16 protein-coding genes and 1 tRNA gene are annotated in these 17,548 nt (G+C 49.7%); 6 read left to right on the top strand and 11 right to left on the bottom strand.

The window, feature by feature from the left end:
- Positions 1-9: 9 nt before the first annotated feature.
- The 6 genes from ACF2G4_RS04445 to anmK all read right to left on the bottom strand — a co-directional run bounded on the left by ACF2G4_RS04445 (position 10) and on the right by anmK (position 8,681).
- Complete coding sequence (locus ACF2G4_RS04445) at positions 10-1,782, bottom strand: EAL domain-containing protein (RefSeq protein WP_409075573.1); 1,773 nt, start codon at positions 1,780-1,782, stop codon at positions 10-12.
- Between the two features lie 321 nt (positions 1,783-2,103).
- Positions 2,104-3,309 (bottom strand): FAD-dependent oxidoreductase, encoded by a 1,206-nt coding sequence (locus ACF2G4_RS04440; RefSeq protein ID WP_409075572.1) that lies wholly within the window; start codon positions 3,307-3,309, stop codon positions 2,104-2,106.
- 70 nt (positions 3,310-3,379) lie between these two features.
- A complete protein-coding gene (locus ACF2G4_RS04435; RefSeq protein WP_409075942.1) occupies positions 3,380-3,574 on the bottom strand; it encodes a phenolic acid decarboxylase in 195 nt (64 codons plus the stop codon).
- A 486-nt stretch (positions 3,575-4,060) separates the two neighbouring features.
- Positions 4,061-4,129: transfer RNA gene (locus ACF2G4_RS04430), tRNA-OTHER, on the bottom strand.
- An 867-nt stretch (positions 4,130-4,996) separates the two neighbouring features.
- Positions 4,997-7,261, bottom strand: coding sequence for a catalase HPII (gene katE, locus ACF2G4_RS04425; protein WP_409075571.1), 2,265 nt, complete (start codon positions 7,259-7,261; stop codon positions 4,997-4,999).
- Positions 7,262-7,559: 298 nt separating this feature from the next.
- Complete coding sequence (anmK, locus tag ACF2G4_RS04420; protein WP_409075570.1) at positions 7,560-8,681, bottom strand: anhydro-N-acetylmuramic acid kinase; 1,122 nt, start codon at positions 8,679-8,681, stop codon at positions 7,560-7,562.
- Positions 8,682-8,965: 284 nt separating this feature from the next.
- On the opposite strand from anmK, the gene slyB reads away from it, so the two are divergent.
- Positions 8,966-9,433 carry an outer membrane lipoprotein SlyB gene (gene slyB, locus ACF2G4_RS04415; protein WP_409075569.1) on the top strand — a complete coding sequence of 156 codons (468 nt, stop codon included), beginning with the start codon at positions 8,966-8,968 and terminating at the stop codon, positions 9,431-9,433.
- A gap of 75 nt (positions 9,434-9,508) precedes the next feature.
- Here slyB and slyA read toward each other — a convergent pair whose 3' ends face one another.
- Complete coding sequence (gene slyA / locus ACF2G4_RS04410; protein WP_215846918.1) at positions 9,509-9,946, bottom strand: transcriptional regulator SlyA; 438 nt, start codon at positions 9,944-9,946, stop codon at positions 9,509-9,511.
- Between the two features lie 151 nt (positions 9,947-10,097).
- Here slyA and ACF2G4_RS04405 point away from each other — a divergent pair, with 151 nt between their 5' ends.
- Genes ACF2G4_RS04405 through ACF2G4_RS04395 form a run of 3 tightly spaced genes read left to right on the top strand, consistent with a single transcriptional unit; the run spans position 10,098 to position 13,193 of the window.
- Complete coding sequence (locus tag ACF2G4_RS04405; RefSeq protein WP_409075568.1) at positions 10,098-10,334, top strand: DUF1656 domain-containing protein; 237 nt, start codon at positions 10,098-10,100, stop codon at positions 10,332-10,334.
- A gap of 4 nt (positions 10,335-10,338) precedes the next feature.
- Positions 10,339-11,196, top strand: a complete 858-nt coding sequence (locus tag ACF2G4_RS04400; RefSeq protein WP_409075567.1) for an efflux RND transporter periplasmic adaptor subunit — start codon at positions 10,339-10,341, stop codon at positions 11,194-11,196.
- Positions 11,193-13,193: an FUSC family protein gene (locus ACF2G4_RS04395; protein ID WP_409075566.1), complete on the top strand. Its 2,001-nt coding sequence runs from the start codon at positions 11,193-11,195 to the stop codon at positions 13,191-13,193. The genes ACF2G4_RS04400 and ACF2G4_RS04395 overlap by 4 nt, the downstream gene beginning before the upstream one ends.
- Here the strand turns inward: ACF2G4_RS04395 and ACF2G4_RS04390 are convergent, their stop codons facing one another.
- From ACF2G4_RS04390 to ACF2G4_RS04375, 4 genes are all read right to left on the bottom strand, one after another.
- A complete protein-coding gene (locus tag ACF2G4_RS04390; RefSeq protein ID WP_332627839.1) occupies positions 13,194-13,661 on the bottom strand; it encodes a hypothetical protein in 468 nt (155 codons plus the stop codon).
- Positions 13,662-13,792: 131 nt separating this feature from the next.
- The gene (gene sodC / locus ACF2G4_RS04385; RefSeq protein WP_243078055.1) at positions 13,793-14,305 is read right to left on the bottom strand and encodes a superoxide dismutase [Cu-Zn] SodC; all 513 of its coding nucleotides are present in this window, start codon (positions 14,303-14,305) and stop codon (positions 13,793-13,795) included.
- A gap of 82 nt (positions 14,306-14,387) precedes the next feature.
- The gene (locus tag ACF2G4_RS04380) at positions 14,388-15,284 is read right to left on the bottom strand and encodes an aldo/keto reductase family oxidoreductase (RefSeq protein WP_332627836.1); all 897 of its coding nucleotides are present in this window, start codon (positions 15,282-15,284) and stop codon (positions 14,388-14,390) included.
- A gap of 65 nt (positions 15,285-15,349) precedes the next feature.
- A complete protein-coding gene (locus ACF2G4_RS04375) occupies positions 15,350-15,589 on the bottom strand; it encodes a DUF1289 domain-containing protein (RefSeq protein WP_215846922.1) in 240 nt (79 codons plus the stop codon).
- Between the two features lie 171 nt (positions 15,590-15,760).
- On the opposite strand from ACF2G4_RS04375, the gene ACF2G4_RS04370 reads away from it, so the two are divergent.
- Positions 15,761-16,357, top strand: a complete 597-nt coding sequence (locus ACF2G4_RS04370) for a TetR/AcrR family transcriptional regulator (protein WP_409075565.1) — start codon at positions 15,761-15,763, stop codon at positions 16,355-16,357.
- A 92-nt stretch (positions 16,358-16,449) separates the two neighbouring features.
- Positions 16,450-17,547, top strand: coding sequence for an alkene reductase (locus tag ACF2G4_RS04365; protein WP_409075564.1), 1,098 nt, complete (start codon positions 16,450-16,452; stop codon positions 17,545-17,547).
- Position 17,548: the final 1 nt, after the last annotated feature.

Here is a 17,548-nt window from a genome sequence, read left to right as displayed (position 1 = left end):
GCGTAGCCATTAGGCTCTTATTTGATAGAGCCAATGTTCCATATCGCTGGCTGGCAGCGGTTTCGAAAAGAAGTAGCCCTGAATTTGGTCGCAACCATACTCTTTAAGCAGGCGCAAAGTCGCTTCTGTCTCGACCCCTTCGGCCAATACCGTATAGTCCAGCTCTTTTAACATGCGAATAATGCTTTTGACAATAATGTTGGATGGAGCATCATTTCCCAGACGTGTAATTAATGACATATCAATTTTAATGACATCCAACGGAATATCCTGAAGATAACTGATATTGCTATAACCGGTACCAAAGTCATCCAGTGAAATAATAAAGCCGTAGGATTTGAGCGATTCCAACCCTTTAATAGCGACATCGCTTTCAGTGATCAGCTCATTTTCCAGACATTCAATACCAATGAGCGTTCTCGGCAGTTCCGCTGCATCTATTTTTGCTGCTAGCGTGCTGGCAAAATCAGCTTTAGAGAACTCTTTTTCACTGACGTTAATCGATACGGGAATCAGCGTATACTCGACGTTCCATTTTTTTAATTGATCAATGACCCGACTAATAATCCACTCGGTGAGATCAGAGAGTAGGTTGGTTTTTTTCGCTAATGGAATAAAATCTGCCGGGAATAATTCCCCTCTTTCAGGATGATTCCAGCGAATCAAGGCTTCGAGTCCCACTGTTTTGCCTGTCTTCAGGCAAACCTTCGGCTGATAAGCAACATACAGGCCCTCATCCTTTTTCAGCGCCACGGCGAGATCATTCATGATAAGAAAATCATCGGTGTGGCGTGTGTCATAAGATTCATCGAAAGACATCGCGCTAATGTCTTGTCCAATGGCTTCATGCAGCGCACTCACTGCCTGACGTAGTATCTCATTGGCACACATTTCAGCGGGAGTAAATACCGTTTCTCCGGTATAAACCTCCAGTTCAATCGCAATATTTTCGGCCAATTCCGCATTCATACCTTGCAGGAGCTGGCTAACTTTTTCCGCGTTCAAAGCCCCTTCACTCTCCTGAATGATCGCAAAACGACCTGGAGCAAACGAATAAAGCTTTTTCCCCGCTTGTAAGTGAAGTCGATCGGCCACCAACGAGGCCATCTGCCGGAGCAATTTCTCAACCGGAGCAATGCCTACCGTGCGTGCGAGTTCATAAGAGCGCGGAATATCGATGCAATCGATCAATATCAATCTAAAGGTATGATGAGGCTGATTGACCACAAGTTGCTGAATATCTCTGATCAGCCGTTGGCGGTTAGGCAAATGCGTCATGAAATCTGCGAAACCGGCATGGCTCCAGGCATCCAGAAATGACATCACCAGATTTGCCATTAATTTTAGCGTGGTGAGTTTGGCTTCACTGAATTCGTGAGGTTGCACATCTGTGACGCAAAGCGTTCCCAACGCGGAACCTTCATTATTCATCAGTGAAACGCCCGCATAAAATCGAATATGCGGTTCACCTTCGACAAAAGGATGCGCCGAAAAGCGAGCATCGAGCAGCGTGTCATGAATGACAAGTTGCCCCTCTCCCTCTATCACATGACGACAAAGAGAATCTTCTCGGGTTGACTGTTTAAGCGCAAAATTGCGTGCAGCTTTAATATATTGGTTGTCATCATCAATGATGGAAATGAAACTTCCTGAAATGCCTAGCACTTGTCCGGCCAGATGAACAAACTCTTCCAGCACCAGATCCCTGCTTTCATCAGGTGACATAAGCGCTTTAACCGCTTTGAGACGTCTTTCTTCGTAGCCACTTTGATTACTTTGCACTGAAGCCTCCATCGACTGCGGGCGAAAAACACAAAAAATTAACGCCAAAAATAGAGGAAGAAAATAGCATCAACTTCTATTAGTTTACGGGCGAAACTGTATCACAGGCTCCGCAATTCCTTACTAACATTTACATCCGAAACAAGACGATTCGTATTTCACCTAGGTCAAAAGAAGTATAAATCCACTGTCGTCAGGATTTCATCGAAAAAACGCTTTTTGCGCAAAAAAGGTTAAACGATTCAGCCTGCTTCAATCCTGCTCATGAAAAGGTATATGCAGCGAGCTAAAAAGGGGTGTACATGCCCTATCAGCCCTGTTTTAGCGAAAGTTTTGCGGCTTTTCCGTTCTAAATCCCAACCCAATCAGCCGACCGAAAACGAAACGCAGAAAAGGAAGGCGGCGAATCAGGGTGGGCATCTTGCTTTTACCCGTGGATTTTCCTTTGTTGCTGCTCATTTTTATCTGCAGAAATTGGGTCGCAACCGTAGGGAACTGCCGCCGCTTCTGTACTTTCTCCAGATCGCGCAGTTGCACTTCGCCCTTTAGCAACGGCACGGTTAACGCGTTGGCCGTCGCAACGGCATCCTGAATGGCCAGATTGACACCGACACCACCAATGGGCGACATCGCATGTGCCGCATCGCCGATGCAAAGCACGCCAGGCTTCATCCATTTATCGAGCCGGTCAATGCGGATAGAAAGCAGCTTGAGCTGATCCCACTCAACGAGTTCATTCATACGCGTTTCGGAAAAAGGGGCGACCGACGCAATGCTCTTTTTTAACGCGGGCAGACCCGCCGATTTGAGTGCAGTGAAATGGTCTTTCGGAATGGTATAGCCGCATTGCCAGTTATCGCCGCGATCGATGATGATGAAATTTTGACGCGGGCCTTTGTGTCCCATCTCCCATTTCGGATCGCCCTGCTGTTTACGCAAGCTAAACCAAATGACATCGCGTGATGCACCGAATACCCGGCTTGTCAGACCGGTTTTTTCTCTGACCGCTGAACGACGCCCATCGGCACCAATTACTACGCGAGCACGAATAGCGAACAGCCGATGTTCTGCTGAGGCCTTTACCCCGCAAACCGCCTCTTTTTCATACAGGAAGTCATCAAATCGGGTCGATTTAAGCAAAGTAAAGCCGGGGAATTGGGCACTTTTCTCTGCCAGAAAATTCAGGAAATCCCACTGTGGCATAAAAGCAATAAAGCGGCATTTTACCGGCAGACGTGAAAAGTCAGCCATGGTGACTTCCTGCCCCGCCACTTCTGCCTGAAGTTTTTCCGCGCGTTGATGAGGTAATTTAAGCAACGCTTCAAGTAACCCAAGGTGATGCATGATTTGCAACGTAGAGGGGTGAATGGTGTCGCCGCGAAAGTCGCGCAGGAAATCGGGATGTTTTTCGATCACCACAACGCGCAAGCCTGCGCGGGCAAGCAGGTAGCCAAGCATCAAACCTGCCGGGCCAGCGCCGACGATACAACAGTCAGAGGAGATGATTTCAGTAGAGGATGACTTCATAGCGAATCCTTCATTTTGTATGAAGTCAGTTTATGATAATAATTATCATTTAGACAAGGAGAGAGTCAGCTTACTTTCCTTCAAAAAAATCTTCAGGCAGCTGACCGGGTGCCCTATTAATGACGTCGTCATTATCAGCCCCTTCATTTTTCATACAGGTTACCTGAGCAAATTCAGGAATGATCACATAGGGATAAGCCGGTCCCTCATCTCTAAAACGATGCATATCATCAATGAACTCATTCGGATAAATGAGTACCCACAAAATTCGACAAATCAGTTGATATATCTTGTTTAGGATCAATAGACATAGAACTCCTCATTTACGCCAGGAAAGAGGTTTTGTTTAGCGCTCTCCTGAAGAAAACTGGCAATACCTGAATGAAGAACTCGATAAGCTATTGGTTCCGATGTGAAGATATTCTTCTGCGTCAATCCCAGCAATCCCGCGCCGGTAAAAAAAATACTCGCACCCTGTCGCCAGGAAAATAATAACGGGAGAATTTAAAAATAAGAAGGTGAAGCCGTTTTCTTAAATTTTATATTTACACATCCTGGCGCACATTTTTTATGCTTCATGCTTATAAAACCCAAGACTTTTAAACAGTGCATTTCATTGCTGGGCCGGAGCATATAACCGTCTATTAACGCATTATAACGAAAGGAATAAATAATTTTTTCGATGGTATAGCCGATGGCGTCGCTCCCTATTAAAGGGAACGATACGTTCCGTTCGGCAAGTGTAAACGGGAACGGGCAGCAGGACTTGAACCCGCATCGTCAGCTTATCAGCTGCCGTAATGCCTTATACCACGCCCGTATCGCTTACTGATTTTCAGTTTTTCCTGTCTGTTTCGGCCAGAGAACCGCTAAGCGCCCGATAATCAGAATGCGCAGCGGTGTTTTGAAGACAGGATTCGAACGTCATTATGGCCCGGCATTGCGCGCAGGATGCTCCATGGCTGCGCAATCGCGTTTCGCTGCAAAAAGTAAATTGGAATTTTTTACAGCCGCATGAGGGACATTCAAAAGTTAGCATACTAAGAATCTCAGCCTGGATTAAAAATGATGGCTATAGATATTATCCATAGATTAGTAGCATTGATAATAATGCGCTTATTTATTGAAGCAAGCGCAAGCGGCAATTAACCCGCAAATGCGATCACCCTTTTTAGCCAAGTCCTTCATTTATCCAGTAATATAATCGTGTGCTATATTATTATGTTATATACCCTGCGCAATTAATTTTGAATAATTTGGTAACCCGCTCATTTCAAAGAGGATATTATTATGCCGCTAGGACAATTTTACATATTGGATAACCCTGACATTGAATTTACAGGAAATTATCACATTGACACGGTGAATGATAAATCCTTCCCCTCGCGGATAGTGCTTGAAATACAGAAACAAGCCCAACCAGTGGAGGCGTTCAGTTCAATGAGCATTGGCCAGGATATAACATTTGTTTCCTCAAGCGGCGAAGCCACTCACGTCTACTTGATTAGCGAAACGGAAAACCACTTTATATTTTCTTCACGCGGGTAACGTCGGCCCTTTAAGGGCGAGACGGCAATGAAAAGTGCCCTGATAAGGTATTAATTGGGTTTACTCGGGAAGTCAGGGGAAATATAACGGCAGCGGCTGGCAGAGAAGCGAACAGGGGCGAAAACGCCCCTGTAAACGATTAAGCCGGAACAGAGAGTGCTTTCTGGCTGCGTGACCAAACGCGATGTGATGCCATCGCAGAAAGGAATTCATTCATGAACGCATCTTCAGCTTTGCTGTCTTCGATAATGCCCTCTTCAACGTCAGCATCGCCCAAACCAAACTGCGCTTTGAAACGACGGGCATCGCCACTTAAACCGACCACTTTTAAGTGCTTATACGCTTCCAGCAGGAAGTAACGCGCATCACCGCTGAGCAGCAGCGCGTCAATGTTGCCGTCTGGGACGATAACAGCGTCAAAGGTGAGCGAAGGCAAGCCGTTGAACGTTGCGTCGACAGGCAGCACCGAACCATCATCTGCACGAACCTGACCCATGTGCGAAGCCAGCAGTTTTGCATGTACACCCTGCGCTTTCAGTGCCTGCAGAATCGTTAATACATCGGCCGATTTTACCCCATCACTCAGCAGCAGCGCGACCTGACGGCCTTTGATACTGCCGCCTGGCGTGGCGTAAAGGCTGAGGCTGCTGTCTTTGGTCAAGCCATTCACCTCTTTTGGCGGCGCCGTATTCAACTGCTCTTCCGTCAGCGCAATACCAAGATTTTCCGCCACGCCCTGCGCGAGCTTTATATCTATACGCAGCAGGTGATCGAGTACACGTTCACGAATATAAGGGCGAGCCACCTTACTCAGCTCGAAAGAATAGGCACCGATAATATGCTGCTGCTCAACAGGTGTCTGGCTTTGCCAGAACAAACGCGGCTGAGAATAATATTCACCGAACGACGCGCTGCGCTCGCGGACCTTATGACCTTCTACGCGTTCCTGATAACTCTCAAAACCGCCCCCTTTCGCTGCCGGTGGCGTTTCGCGCGGCCAGTTGTCATTAATGGAGTTAGGTTCATAGTTGGCAGGATTGGTGTCGATCTCCATGCGATGCATGCCCTGACGCTGGAAATTATGGTAAGGGCAAACGGGGCGATTAATCGGAATCTCGTGGAAGTTGGGTCCACCAAGTCGGCTAATTTGCGTATCGGTATAGGAGAAAAGACGGCCCTGCAACAGCGGATCGTTCGTGAAGTCGAGACCGGGAACAATATGACCGGGGTGGAATGCAACCTGTTCAGTTTCAGCAAAGAAGTTGTCTGGGTTACGGTTCAGCACCATTTTACCCACCAGCTGAACGGGAACCAGCGCTTCGGGGATCAGCTTGGTGGCATCAAGAAGGTCGAAATCAAACTTAAACTCATCTTCTTCTGGAATCAGCTGTAGCCCCAACTCATATTCTGGGAAATCACCCGCTTCAATCGCTTCCCAGAGATCGCGGCGATGGAAATCAGGATCGCGGCCAGTGAGCTTCTGTGATTCATCCCACAGCAGTGAGGCTTTACCCGCCACCGGCTTCCAGTGAAAACGCACAAAGGTCGCTTTGCCTTCGGCATTAATCAGCCGGAAAGTGTGGATACCAAACCCTTCCATTGTGCGGTAGCTGCGCGGAATACCACGGTCTGACATTGCCCAGATGACGTTGTGCAGCGTTTCGGGTTGCAGCGAAACATAATCCCAGAAGGTGTCATGTGCACTCTGCCCTTGCGGAATTTCATTGTGCGGCTCTGGTTTTACCGCGTGGACAAAGTCAGGGAATTTGTGAGCATCCTGGATAAAGAAAACCGGCGTGTTGTTACCGACTAAATCAAAAACGCCCTCTTCGGTATAAAATTTCGTGGCGAAGCCGCGGATATCGCGCACGGTATCGGCCGATCCCGCGCCGCCCTGAACGGTAGAGAAGCGAACAAAGACCGGCGTAATCTTGTCGGGATCGTCGAGAAAATCAGCTTTAGTAAGATCTTTTAGTGAGCGGTAAGGCTGAAAATAGCCGTGCGCTGCTGAGCCACGGGCGTGGACGATACGCTCCGGGATACGTTCATGGTCAAAATGCGTAATTTTTTCACGTAAAATAAAATCTTCAAGCAGCGTCGGGCCGCGTGTGCCGGCGCGCAAGGAATTCTGGTCATCGGCAATTCGCAGGCCCTGATTGGTGGTTAGGGCGGCATTTTCACCGTTTTTTCGGTTAGCAGCTAACTGGTCAAGCTTAGCATTATGCGTATCAGGCGCTTTAAGACTCCCGGGCGCCGTAGGCTCTTTCCCTGGCGGTGTAGGATGTGAAGAGGATTGATGTGAAGCATCTTTAGGTGCCAGTGAACCTAACCCTGGTTTAGCAGATTCCGGCCCGGTTGACGGCGCGCGGTGGCTCATCTCTTTATTGTCTTTCTCTTTCGACATTGCGCATTTCTCCTGTAGTTATCGCTTATCACGCGATTAACTATAGAACACCCTTTTGGATACACTGAGAAAGAACAAGGATTTAGTAATTTATCTGGAGGATGTGTTCAATCAGAGCGGGAGACGCGGAATAATGGCGGTATGCGGAAGGAACGCCCGATAAAGTTTAATGGGCTTCGTTATCTGCAGTAAGCGAGCCATCTGAAAACAGCCAACGTTTTAAGATCGCCCGCAGCGCCAGATAATGCGATTCTTTGGAATAAACTCGTCTGCCTGCGCGTTTACATGATGCTAAAACTCAACGCCGATAGAGAGGGTTTGCGGGATAGATCGCACCCAAAATGCTCTTTTCACGCGCCCCCGTTACGGCAGGCAGGTTGCCCGGCATGCCTGACATCGTGCGAAAAGCCAGCCAGGCAAAAGCCAGCGCTTCCATATCATCACCGCTGATGCCTGCTGCATCGGTGGTGGTGACTTCGGTTCCGGGAAGATGTGCCGCAAGACGCGCCATCAACAACGGATTTCGGCTACCGCCACCACACACCATTAACCGATCGCAGCCATCATTGAGTTGAACCTGCTGTGCGATAGTTAATGCCGTGAATTCAGTGAGCGTTGCCTGAACATCTTGCGGTGCTACACCAGGAAAGGCACGCAGATGCTGCTCCAGCCAACCTAAGTTAAAGTATTCACGCCCGGTGCTTTTAGGCGGCGGCAAAGCCAGCCAGGGTTCGCGCAGTAAATTCTCCAGCAGCGCAGAAATCAGCGTACCGCTTCGGGCCCAGTGTGCATCTTTATCGTAAGGCTTGCCCTGATTGCGCCAAATCCAGGCATCCAGCAGCATATTGCCTGGCCCGGTATCAAAACCACGCACCGGCTGGCCAGGGATCAGTAAAGAGAGATTGGCGATACCGCCAATGTTCAGCACCATGCGACGTTCGGTGGCATCCATTAACAGCGCCTGATGAAAGGCGGGTACCAGCGGCGCGCCTTGTCCACCTAACGCCATATCACGCCGACGAAAATCGCCCACCACGGTAACGCCGGTTGCCGCGACAATCTGATTATTGTCACCAATTTGTAGGGTATTGGGTGCTGCGCTTAGCGGCTCATGCCAAACCGTTTGCCCATGGCAGCCAATCGCGACCACATCGCTGGCTTCCAGCGATTCACGCTGCATTAAGGTCAAGACCGCTTCAGCAAACAGCTTGCCCAGACGTGCATCTAATTGGCCCAACTGCGACAGTGTTAATGTTTGTCCCTGGCAAATCGCCAAAACCTCATGACGCAATTCCTGCGGTATTGGATGGCAGTAGCTCGCCTGTTGTGCAACCATATTTTCATCAATGGCTGCCAGCACGACATCGACACCATCCAGACTGGTGCCGGACATTACGCCAATATAACGTCCTGATTTCATTGTTATTCCTTACTTCCGCCGGGAAGTTCATTGCTGATGTGGGTAGCCTGACAAATTCTGCTGGCTAATTCTATGATTAAATGTTTCTTTCTACCGTGACACAGCAGCAAATACCGTAGGGCAACACTATTTTGTCATCGATTGAATTATTGTTGACGCCTCGTAGTCTATGCTTCCGCCAACCGCGTTTTTTCGGACTAAGATTAATTTGCCAGGTTTGTGCTTATACTGTTTTCAGGATATCGCGATAAACGTGGCGCATTCTCGATTAAAGGAGTTTTTAAATGATTAAGCGTGTAATTGTGGTCGCTTTGACCGGTGTGATGCTGGCAGGTTGTAGCAATACAGATACCTTGTCAGGTGATACCTATAGCGCAAATGAAGCTAAACAGGTCCAGAGCGTTTCTTATGGCACCTTGGTTTCTGTCCGCCCGGTTAAGATTCAGGGTGGCGATGAGAATAACGTAATTGGTGCGATCGGGGGTGCTGTGCTGGGCGGTTTCCTGGGCAATACCATCGGCGGCGGCACGGGTCGCAGCCTGGCAACAGCCGGTGGTGCGGTATTAGGTGGCGTAGCGGGTCAAGGCGTGCAAGGTGCGGTTAACAAAGCCGACGGCGTTGAGCTTGAAATTCGCAAAGATGACGGCAACACCATCATGGTGGTGCAAAAACAAGCCGCCACGCGCTACTCAGTGGGCCAGCGCGTCGTAATGGCGTCGAATGGCAGCCAGATAACTGTTTCACCTCGCTAAACAATGCATAAAAAAACCGACGCCGGGCGTCGGTTTTTTTTACTGCTCGCGTGACTCCTCATACGACTTTCCGCATTATTTCTCGCGATTTTGCAGTTCCAGAATGTTTTTTTCGAGTCGGGTAATCAGCGTTACCATCTGCGTAATCTCATCGCGACTGATTCCTGCAAGAATATCGTCGCGGGTTGCATCGATCACATTTTCAACTTTTTCGATAATCGGCTCAGCCTGACGTGTCAGTTTAATGCGTTTGGCACGGCGGTCATTGGCGCACGTCGAACGGGTGATGAGCCCTTTTTCTTCAAGCTGATCAAGCGTACGAACCAGCGATGGCTGTTCGATACCAATGGCTTTGGCTAATTGAATTTGCGACTGCTCTGGCGGCAGTTGATGAATATTGTGCAACGTCACCCAGTGAGTTTGGGTCAGCTCAAGCGGTTTTAAACGCTGATCAATCAACGCGCGCCAGATGCGCACCAGGCGAGATAAATCCGTTCCGAGGGGCGTATCCATTTCATCTCCTTATAATTAGCTTGCTAGCTATCAAGCCAGATTTTACACTATTTTGCGAGGTTAAAGGACAAATTACAAATCTCAGGCCAAGTCGCTGCCTCTCATCTACGCTTTTTGAGACAGACACCTGGGTTAATAAAGGATGATGAACGTGCCCACATCTCATTTTGCTGGCGCCAAACCGCTTACTGACCTGGTTTTTGGTGCTTCACTCTTCTTTCCTCCCCTCTTTAAAGCGGTGCTACTGGGCTTCTTTTTCTGGTTGCTCATCCATCCCTTGATACGCGGCTGGGTTTATTCGGGCGATGTTTGGCATCCCACTTTATTCGATCTCTCGCTGTTTGTGCTGTGCGTTACCGCTGCACTTTGGATTATTGGTCACGGATAATTATATGAAATTCAATGCGGTAAAGTATTTCTCAACCCTGATTGTCTTCACCTTAGCGCTGCTGGCAGGTTGGTGGATTTGGAATTACTACATGCAATCACCGTGGACACGAGATGGCAAAGTGCGCGCTGAGCTGGTGGATATTACACCGCAGGTTTCAGGACGCATTGTGAGCCTCGCGGTGAAAGACAACCAGTTCGTGCATAAAGGCCAGCAACTGCTCACTCTCGATACCGTGCCATGGGAAATCGCGCTGCATAATGCGGAGGCGCAGTTAAACAAAGCGCAGGCCGATCTCGCTAAAGCGCAACATGAAGCTAATCGCCGTGCCAGCCTGCCACGCAACGTGATTTCTGCCGAAGATTTAGATGCCTATCGTTTGAGCGCCAATGCCATGGCGGCAAGTGCCAAAGCTGCGCAGGCGGCATTAGATCAAGCGCGCTGGAACCTCAAGCAAACCACCGTTACCGCGCCAACCGACGGCTGGATCAGTAACCTCACTTTGCGTCCAGGGAATTACGCCACTGCCGGAACGCCGCTGTTTGCGCTGGTCGACAGCCACTCTTACTACGTAATGGGCTATTTTGAAGAGACCAAACTGCGTCATATTCGTCCCGGCGCAGCGGCGCAAATTGTGCTGTACAGTAATGGCGCACGCTTGCAAGGCGAAGTCGAAAGCATTGGTCGCGCCATTTATGATCAAAGTATTGATACGGATAGCCAGCTGGTTCCTGATATCAAACCCAACGTGCCGTGGGTGCGGCTTGCGCAGCGCGTACCGGTGCGTATTCGCCTCGCCGCGATTCCCGATAACGTTCCATTAGTTGCAGGTACAACCTGCACAATCAACATTCAGCCATGAATTTTCAGTGGCTCGCCTGGGATCAATTGCCCTGGATAAAAGCTAACGCGAATCAGTGGCGCTATGCACTACGAAATGCGCTGGCAATGTGTATGGCGTTGAGCATTGCGTATGGACTGGAGCTGGATGAGCCTTACTGGGCAATGACTTCAGCTGCTGTGATTAGCTTTCCTACCGTCGGCGGTGCGATCAGTAAAAGTCTTGGGCGTATTGTTGGCAGCTTGCTTGGTGCAACAGCTGCACTACTGATTGCGGGTCATACACTGAACGAACCCTGGCTTTTTACCTTTGCTATTGCGGGTTGGCTGGCTTTTTGTACCTGGATCGCCAATCACTATCAAAATAACGTCGCCTACGCTTTTTCGCTGGCGGGCTATACCGCTGCAATTATTGCCTTTAGCAGCGTTGATATTACCGATGTGTCTGATCTCTGGACTATTACGCAGGCGCGGGTCTGTGAAGTGATTTCAGGCATTTTATGTGCCGGATTTATGATGATGGTGTTACCCAGCACCTCCGATGGCGATGCCCTTATGAATTCGCTGAAACAGATGCACGCGCGTTTGCTGGATCATGCCATCCTGCTGCTACAGCAGAATGATGCCGATAATGTGCGAACGGCACATGAAAACGTCATTAGCCAGATCCTGACCATGAATTTATTGCGCATTCAGGCCTTCTGGAGTCATTACCGCTATCGACGGCAGAACAATGTACTGAACTATGTACTGCATCAGCAATTGCGCCTGACCAGCGTGCTCTCAAGTTTACGCCGTATGTTATTGAACTGGCCGGACGCTCCCGCAGCGCTTTACGCTGCTATGCAGCAGCTCACAGAAGAGCTGGCCACGCCGCACTGCAATAAATATCGTCTGGCACAAATACTGCGCACTATCACCCCCGCCGCAGACGGTGATTATCGTCAGCGCGCATTCTGCCAGCGCCTGCGCTACTTCTGCTGGATGTACTTAAACGTTTCGCGTTGGATCCGCTTACTTGAACACGCCGATGCTGACACCCGTTTTCAGCCGCCGCGCGTGGCTTCGCTGGCCCGTGAAAGCGACAGCGCTGAGGCGGGCTGGAGCGCGCTTCGCACCTTTAGCGTCATCGTATTAGGCTGTGCTTTCTGGATTAACACCCAATGGTCATCTGGCGCTTCTGCCTTGACCTTAACGGCCATCGCCTGTGTGCTCTACTCTTCCGCCCCTTCGCCCAGTGGCAGCGTGAGCTTGTTACTGAAAACGCTGCTGTGGCTGTTCGTGTTCAGCTTTGTGATGAAGTTTGGCTTTATGGTGCAGATCAATCAGCTGTGGCAATTTCTGCTGTTGCTGTTTCCGCTCCTGATCACTTTGCAACTCTTTAAGCTGCAACAAAAACAGCGGGCAGGCATGTGGGGGCAATTTATTGTCTTTATGGGATCGTTTATTGCTGTGACCAATCCACCCAGTTGGGATTACGCAGACTTCTTCAATGACAACATTGCGAAAGTCTGTGGTGTATTACTGGCATGGTTGGCGTTTCAGATTTTACGACCGAGTTCGGATGCACGGCGCAGTCGCCGTCATATTCGTGCGCTACGCGTGGCGTTTCTCGATCAGCTACGACGGCGGCCGCGCTTAAGCGAAGATCGGTTTGAGTCACAAATTTATCACCACATCAGCCAACTGAGTAACAGTCGTGATGAGCAGGCGCGCGTCTGGTTACTGCGCTGGGGCGTGGTTTTGCTTAACTGTTCGCACATCGTCTGGCAATTACGTGACTGGCAGCCCTCATCACCCTCGCTTGGGCAAATACGCGAGGGCAGTCTGCATAATTTACAGCAAATTATCAGCAGCCGTGGTGTGCGGCATGGCTCGCTCGACAATACGCTGGATGAACTGGCCACGACTATTGATAAGCTACTGACGGAAGAAAACAGTGAGGCCAATACATTAGCGGGAATTCTCTGGCGTTTACGCTGTTCTTTGGCACAACTTAAACAGGCTGTACCTGATTAATTACCGGCAATATTGCTGCTGTTGGCGGCTAAATTCATCCTGCAGTTGCTGCAACGTTTTGTGCCCTTCGAAACGCGTTTTGTCCACTTCCGCCATCGGCTGAATCACCAGCGCTTTCTCATCAGGTGAAAAGATAAAGCGCCTGATAATAGCGGTACCGGTAAAGCTTTTGCCTTCAATTCCGCCGCACACCATGGTCATGGCGCGGTGCGTGATGGTGGTATCAGTGAAATTGGTTTCAGTGGCGCTGCGCAACACATCCTGACAGCCTTTGGCTTCCAGCTTGCGCACGGTGTTTTTGCTCAGCCACTCACGGCCTTTAGCAATATTTTCGCAGACGCCGCGCATCGGATTAGTATCGATGGTGCGTTGAAGTTGCCGCCCAGTTTCGGTCACCAACTGCGTGTCATTAGGTTGATCGCATCCCACTAGCAGCAGACACAATAATAATGCGCCCGATAGTTTCATTCACCTGCTCCTTAGCTCATCAACCTTTCTTACTTGAATCAACATCATAGGGGGGAACGGTTTATGATGATAGCGCTAAAGAGTAAACAACGTAGAGGAAAGCAGGCGGCAAAGGCTAGCCGCCCGTAAAGTCAGATTACGCCGCAGGCATAACGTGCCCCGCCGCCGCCCAGCGGTTGAGGATGGTCAGCATGATTGTCACCGCCTACGTGTACCATCAATGCTTTACCTTTGACCTCGCTGAGCGATTTGATCCGCGGTGCCAGCACCGGATAACTGGCCATGCCTTTATCATCAACATAAACGGCCGGTAAATCGCCTAAATGGCCTTCACCGTATGGGCCAAGGTGTTTACCTGTGTTGGCGGGATCTAAATGTCCACCCGCTGCACCGGCCGCTACCGTTTTGCCTTCAGAAGGCCCCGGTTCACAGCTGCCTTTAGCATGAACATGGAAACCATGAATACCGGGTGTTAATCCCTGTAATTTAGGGGTGAACTGTAAACCATACTGCGTTTCTTCGATTGTCACTGTGCCAACCGTTTTACCGATGCCTTCAGCCGTAACCTGATGGAGGGTGACCTGCTCTGAAGCCGCTTGTGCTGCGCCACACGTTAACATTGCCAATAACGCTATCGTTTTCATTGTTACTCCTTTTACATTCCAGGGTTCCATAAGCCTGGCCTTAGATGCGTTATCTTGCTCAAGTTTGACGCAATTTTACGCTTTAGGGCACGTCGTAACCCAGCGCCGCTTTACGAATGCGGAACCATTGCTGGCGATTCATCTTCAATTGCACAGCACCTGCAGCTTCGCTAACGCGTTGTGTTTTACCCGAACCAATGATGGGCAATGGCTTGCTGGGCAGCATCATCACCCAGGCATACACCACCTGTTCCAGACTTGACGCACCTATCTCCTGCCGCACCGTTTCGAGCTCATCACGCAGCGGTTGATAATGTGGATCGCTGAATAAAAGTCCGCCCCCCAAACATGACCAGGCCATTGGGCGAATGCGATGTTGTTGGCATTGATCCAACGATCCATCCAGTAACACACTTTGCTGAACCGGCGATATTTCTAATTGGTTTGTCACTAAAGAGAAAGGCAAGCGCGTTTGCAATAGCGTGAGCTGTGTAGGTGTAAAGTTGGAGACGCCAAAATGGAGCACCTTACCGCTCTGATGCAGCGCAATGAACGCTTCAGCGACTTCATCTGCATCCATTAACGGATCGGGACGGTGAATCAATAACAGATCTAAATAATCGGTCGCTAAATGGCTGAGTGATTTTTCAGCGCTGCTCAGGATGTGGGATTTATCGGTATTGTAGTGACCAATGTGGTGCTCTGGCTTAGCGCGCGTGGCGATACCGCATTTAGTGACGATCTGCATCTGTTTGCGTAATGCTGGCGCCAGTTTCATCGCTTCACCGAAGGCAGCCTCACAGCGATATTCACCGTATATATCGGCGTGATCAACAGTGGTAATGCCTAACGCAAGATGGTGTTCTATAAAGGCCACCCGCTGCTGCGGCGTCATGTCCCATTCCATCAGGCGCCAATAGCCCATAATTAGCGGCGAAAAAGTGGGTCCGTGCGGTGCGATCAATTGCGGTTCTAACATCGTGAACATCCTGTATTGAAAGGGCTGAAGGCGTGTAAGGGAGTATAACGGAAACGGGGAACGCGTCAGAACAATGAAGGTTGTTCAGGATCAAGCGGCTCGTCTATTTTCTTCTGGCGCAGCATGCGTATACGGCGTTGCTGACATAAGCGCAATACTTCACGCTTTTGTCCATCGCTGAAGCGCATCCAGTTAAACCGCTCATCACGGCTGCGCAAACATCCCACACAAAAGCCGCGCGCATCCGTCTGACAAATGCCGCGACAAGGGCTGGGAACGGGAAAAAATTCAAGTTGCTCCGCCACCGCATCTCCGAATAAAAAACATGAGGTCTAAAAAGAGCGTAGTGTTTTTAAGCAAGAAACCCAATAAACGGGCGTAATTTGCGCTATTGCTCTCCCTACAAACTAAACAGTATGTGCCGAAAGCGCAATTTGGCATTGCAATAGACCAACTGGTCTAATAGTCTGGCCGACATGAACATAACGCGACAACGCAACGATACCCGAGAACATTTGCTGGTTACAGGCGAGCAGCTTTGTCTGCAACGCGGTTTTACCGGCATGGGATTGAGCGAACTGCTGACGCTAGCAGAAGTACCGAAAGGCTCTTTCTATTATCACTTCCGATCAAAGGAAGTGTTTGGTGTTGTCTTGCTGGAACGTTACTTTGCACGCTACTTGCAAGATGTTGAGTATCAGTTGCAGCAAGAAACCGGAAGTGCCCGAGAACGATTGCTTAACCATTTTCGTCGCGCAGAGCGTTTGTTTCGTGAAGAAGGTCATATTGTGGGTTGTTTAGGCGTTAAGCTTTCAGCCGAAGTGTGTGATCTCTCTGAACCGATGCGAGAGGCTTTGCAACTCGGCGCCAGTAAAATCATTGCTGTTTATGCTCAAACTTTGCAGACCGCGCAGCAGCATGAAGCGGTCAACTTGCCGCAACAGCCTGCGCAAATGGCCGAATTACTCTACCTTTTATGGTTGGGCGCAAGTTTACAAAGCAAGATTTCCCGTGAGGTGCAACCTATGCATCTCGCACTCATTACCATCGAACAGTGGCTAAATGCGCACTGATTTTAAAATGGCACTTTTGAGATTTTAAAAAGACAATTTTGTTTTTTAAAATGCCACTTAATAGATGACTGGTCTACTAATAAGGAGTTTACATGGCGAGTACCCAGCTGTTTCGTCCGCTAAAAGTCGGTGCAATCACCGTTCCAAACCGTGTTTTCATGGCGCCGCTGACCCGTTTGCGCAGCATTGAGCCAGGCGATATACCGACGCCACTGATGGGCGAATATTATCGTCAACGTGCCAGCGCAGGCTTGATTATCACCGAAGCCACGCAGATCTCTTTCCAGGCTAAGGGCTATGCCGGCGCGCCGGGATTGCACACCCAGCCACAAATCGCGGCATGGAAAGAGATCAATAACGGTATTCATGAAGCGGGCGGTCACAGCGCTGTACAACTTTGGCATACCGGACGTATTTCGCATCACAGCGTGCAGCCAGAAGGCAACGCACCGGTAGCGCCAGCGGCTATTTCTGCAGGTACGCGTACTTCACTTCGCGCTGCTGATGGCAGCGTTTATCGTGAAGATACCTCGACACCGCGCGAATTAAGCGTGGCGGAAATCCAGCAGATCGTAAAAGATTTTGGTCAATCGGCGACAAACGCGCGTGAAGCTGATTTCGATTTGCTTGAGCTTCACTCAGCACACGGGTATCTGATTCATCAGTTCCTTGCGCCAGATTCAAACCCGCGTACCGATGAATATGGCGGCAGCATTGAGAAGCGTGGCCGTTTTGCGCTGGAAGTTGTTGATGCTGTGATTGCAAACTGGTCAGCCGATCGCATAGGTATTCGTGTTTCTCCCATTGGTAGCTTCCAGAATCTGGATAACGGTCCAGACGAAGAAGAAGCTGCACTGTGGTATATCGGTGAATTGGCGAAGCGTAACATTGCCTATCTGCATATGTCTGAGCCTGACTGGGCTGGCGGCACGCCCTACACCGACGCGTTCCGTGAGAAAGTGCGGAAGCTGTTCCCTGGCGTCATCATTGGTGCCGGTGCCTATACAGTAGAAAAAGCGGATGATCTGATTGCGCGTGGACTGATTGATGCCGTGGCGTTTGGTCGCGATTATATCGCCAACCCCGATCTGGTCGAGCGTCTGCAGCAAGATGCGCCACTTAATCCTCAGCGCCCAGAAAGCTTCTACGGCGGCGGTGCTGAAGGCTACACCGATTATCCCACGCTGTAAG

It is taken from the genome of Pantoea phytostimulans, from assembly GCF_046118715.1.
Lineage (GTDB): Bacteria > Pseudomonadota > Gammaproteobacteria > Enterobacterales > Enterobacteriaceae > Pantoea > Pantoea phytostimulans.
The sequence above is the reverse complement of the archived record's forward strand: the minus strand, read 5'-3'. Positions and strand labels throughout refer to the sequence as shown.

Coding starts and splice junctions, on each gene's coding strand:
- ACF2G4_RS04440 (WP_409075572.1), bottom strand. CDS start 3,309: ATGAAGTCATCCTCTACTGAAATCATCTCCTCTGACTGTTGTATCGTC.
- katE (WP_409075571.1), bottom strand. CDS start 7,261: ATGTCGAAAGAGAAAGACAATAAAGAGATGAGCCACCGCGCGCCGTCA.
- anmK (WP_409075570.1), bottom strand. CDS start 8,681: ATGAAATCAGGACGTTATATTGGCGTAATGTCCGGCACCAGTCTGGAT.
- slyB (WP_409075569.1), top strand. CDS start 8,966: ATGATTAAGCGTGTAATTGTGGTCGCTTTGACCGGTGTGATGCTGGCA.
- slyA (WP_215846918.1), bottom strand. CDS start 9,946: ATGGATACGCCCCTCGGAACGGATTTATCTCGCCTGGTGCGCATCTGG.
- ACF2G4_RS04400 (WP_409075567.1), top strand. CDS start 10,339: ATGAAATTCAATGCGGTAAAGTATTTCTCAACCCTGATTGTCTTCACC.
- ACF2G4_RS04395 (WP_409075566.1), top strand. CDS start 11,193: ATGAATTTTCAGTGGCTCGCCTGGGATCAATTGCCCTGGATAAAAGCT.
- ACF2G4_RS04390 (WP_332627839.1), bottom strand. CDS start 13,661: ATGAAACTATCGGGCGCATTATTATTGTGTCTGCTGCTAGTGGGATGC.
- sodC (WP_243078055.1), bottom strand. CDS start 14,305: ATGAAAACGATAGCGTTATTGGCAATGTTAACGTGTGGCGCAGCACAA.
- ACF2G4_RS04380 (WP_332627836.1), bottom strand. CDS start 15,284: ATGTTAGAACCGCAATTGATCGCACCGCACGGACCCACTTTTTCGCCG.
- ACF2G4_RS04370 (WP_409075565.1), top strand. CDS start 15,761: ATGAACATAACGCGACAACGCAACGATACCCGAGAACATTTGCTGGTT.
- ACF2G4_RS04365 (WP_409075564.1), top strand. CDS start 16,450: ATGGCGAGTACCCAGCTGTTTCGTCCGCTAAAAGTCGGTGCAATCACC.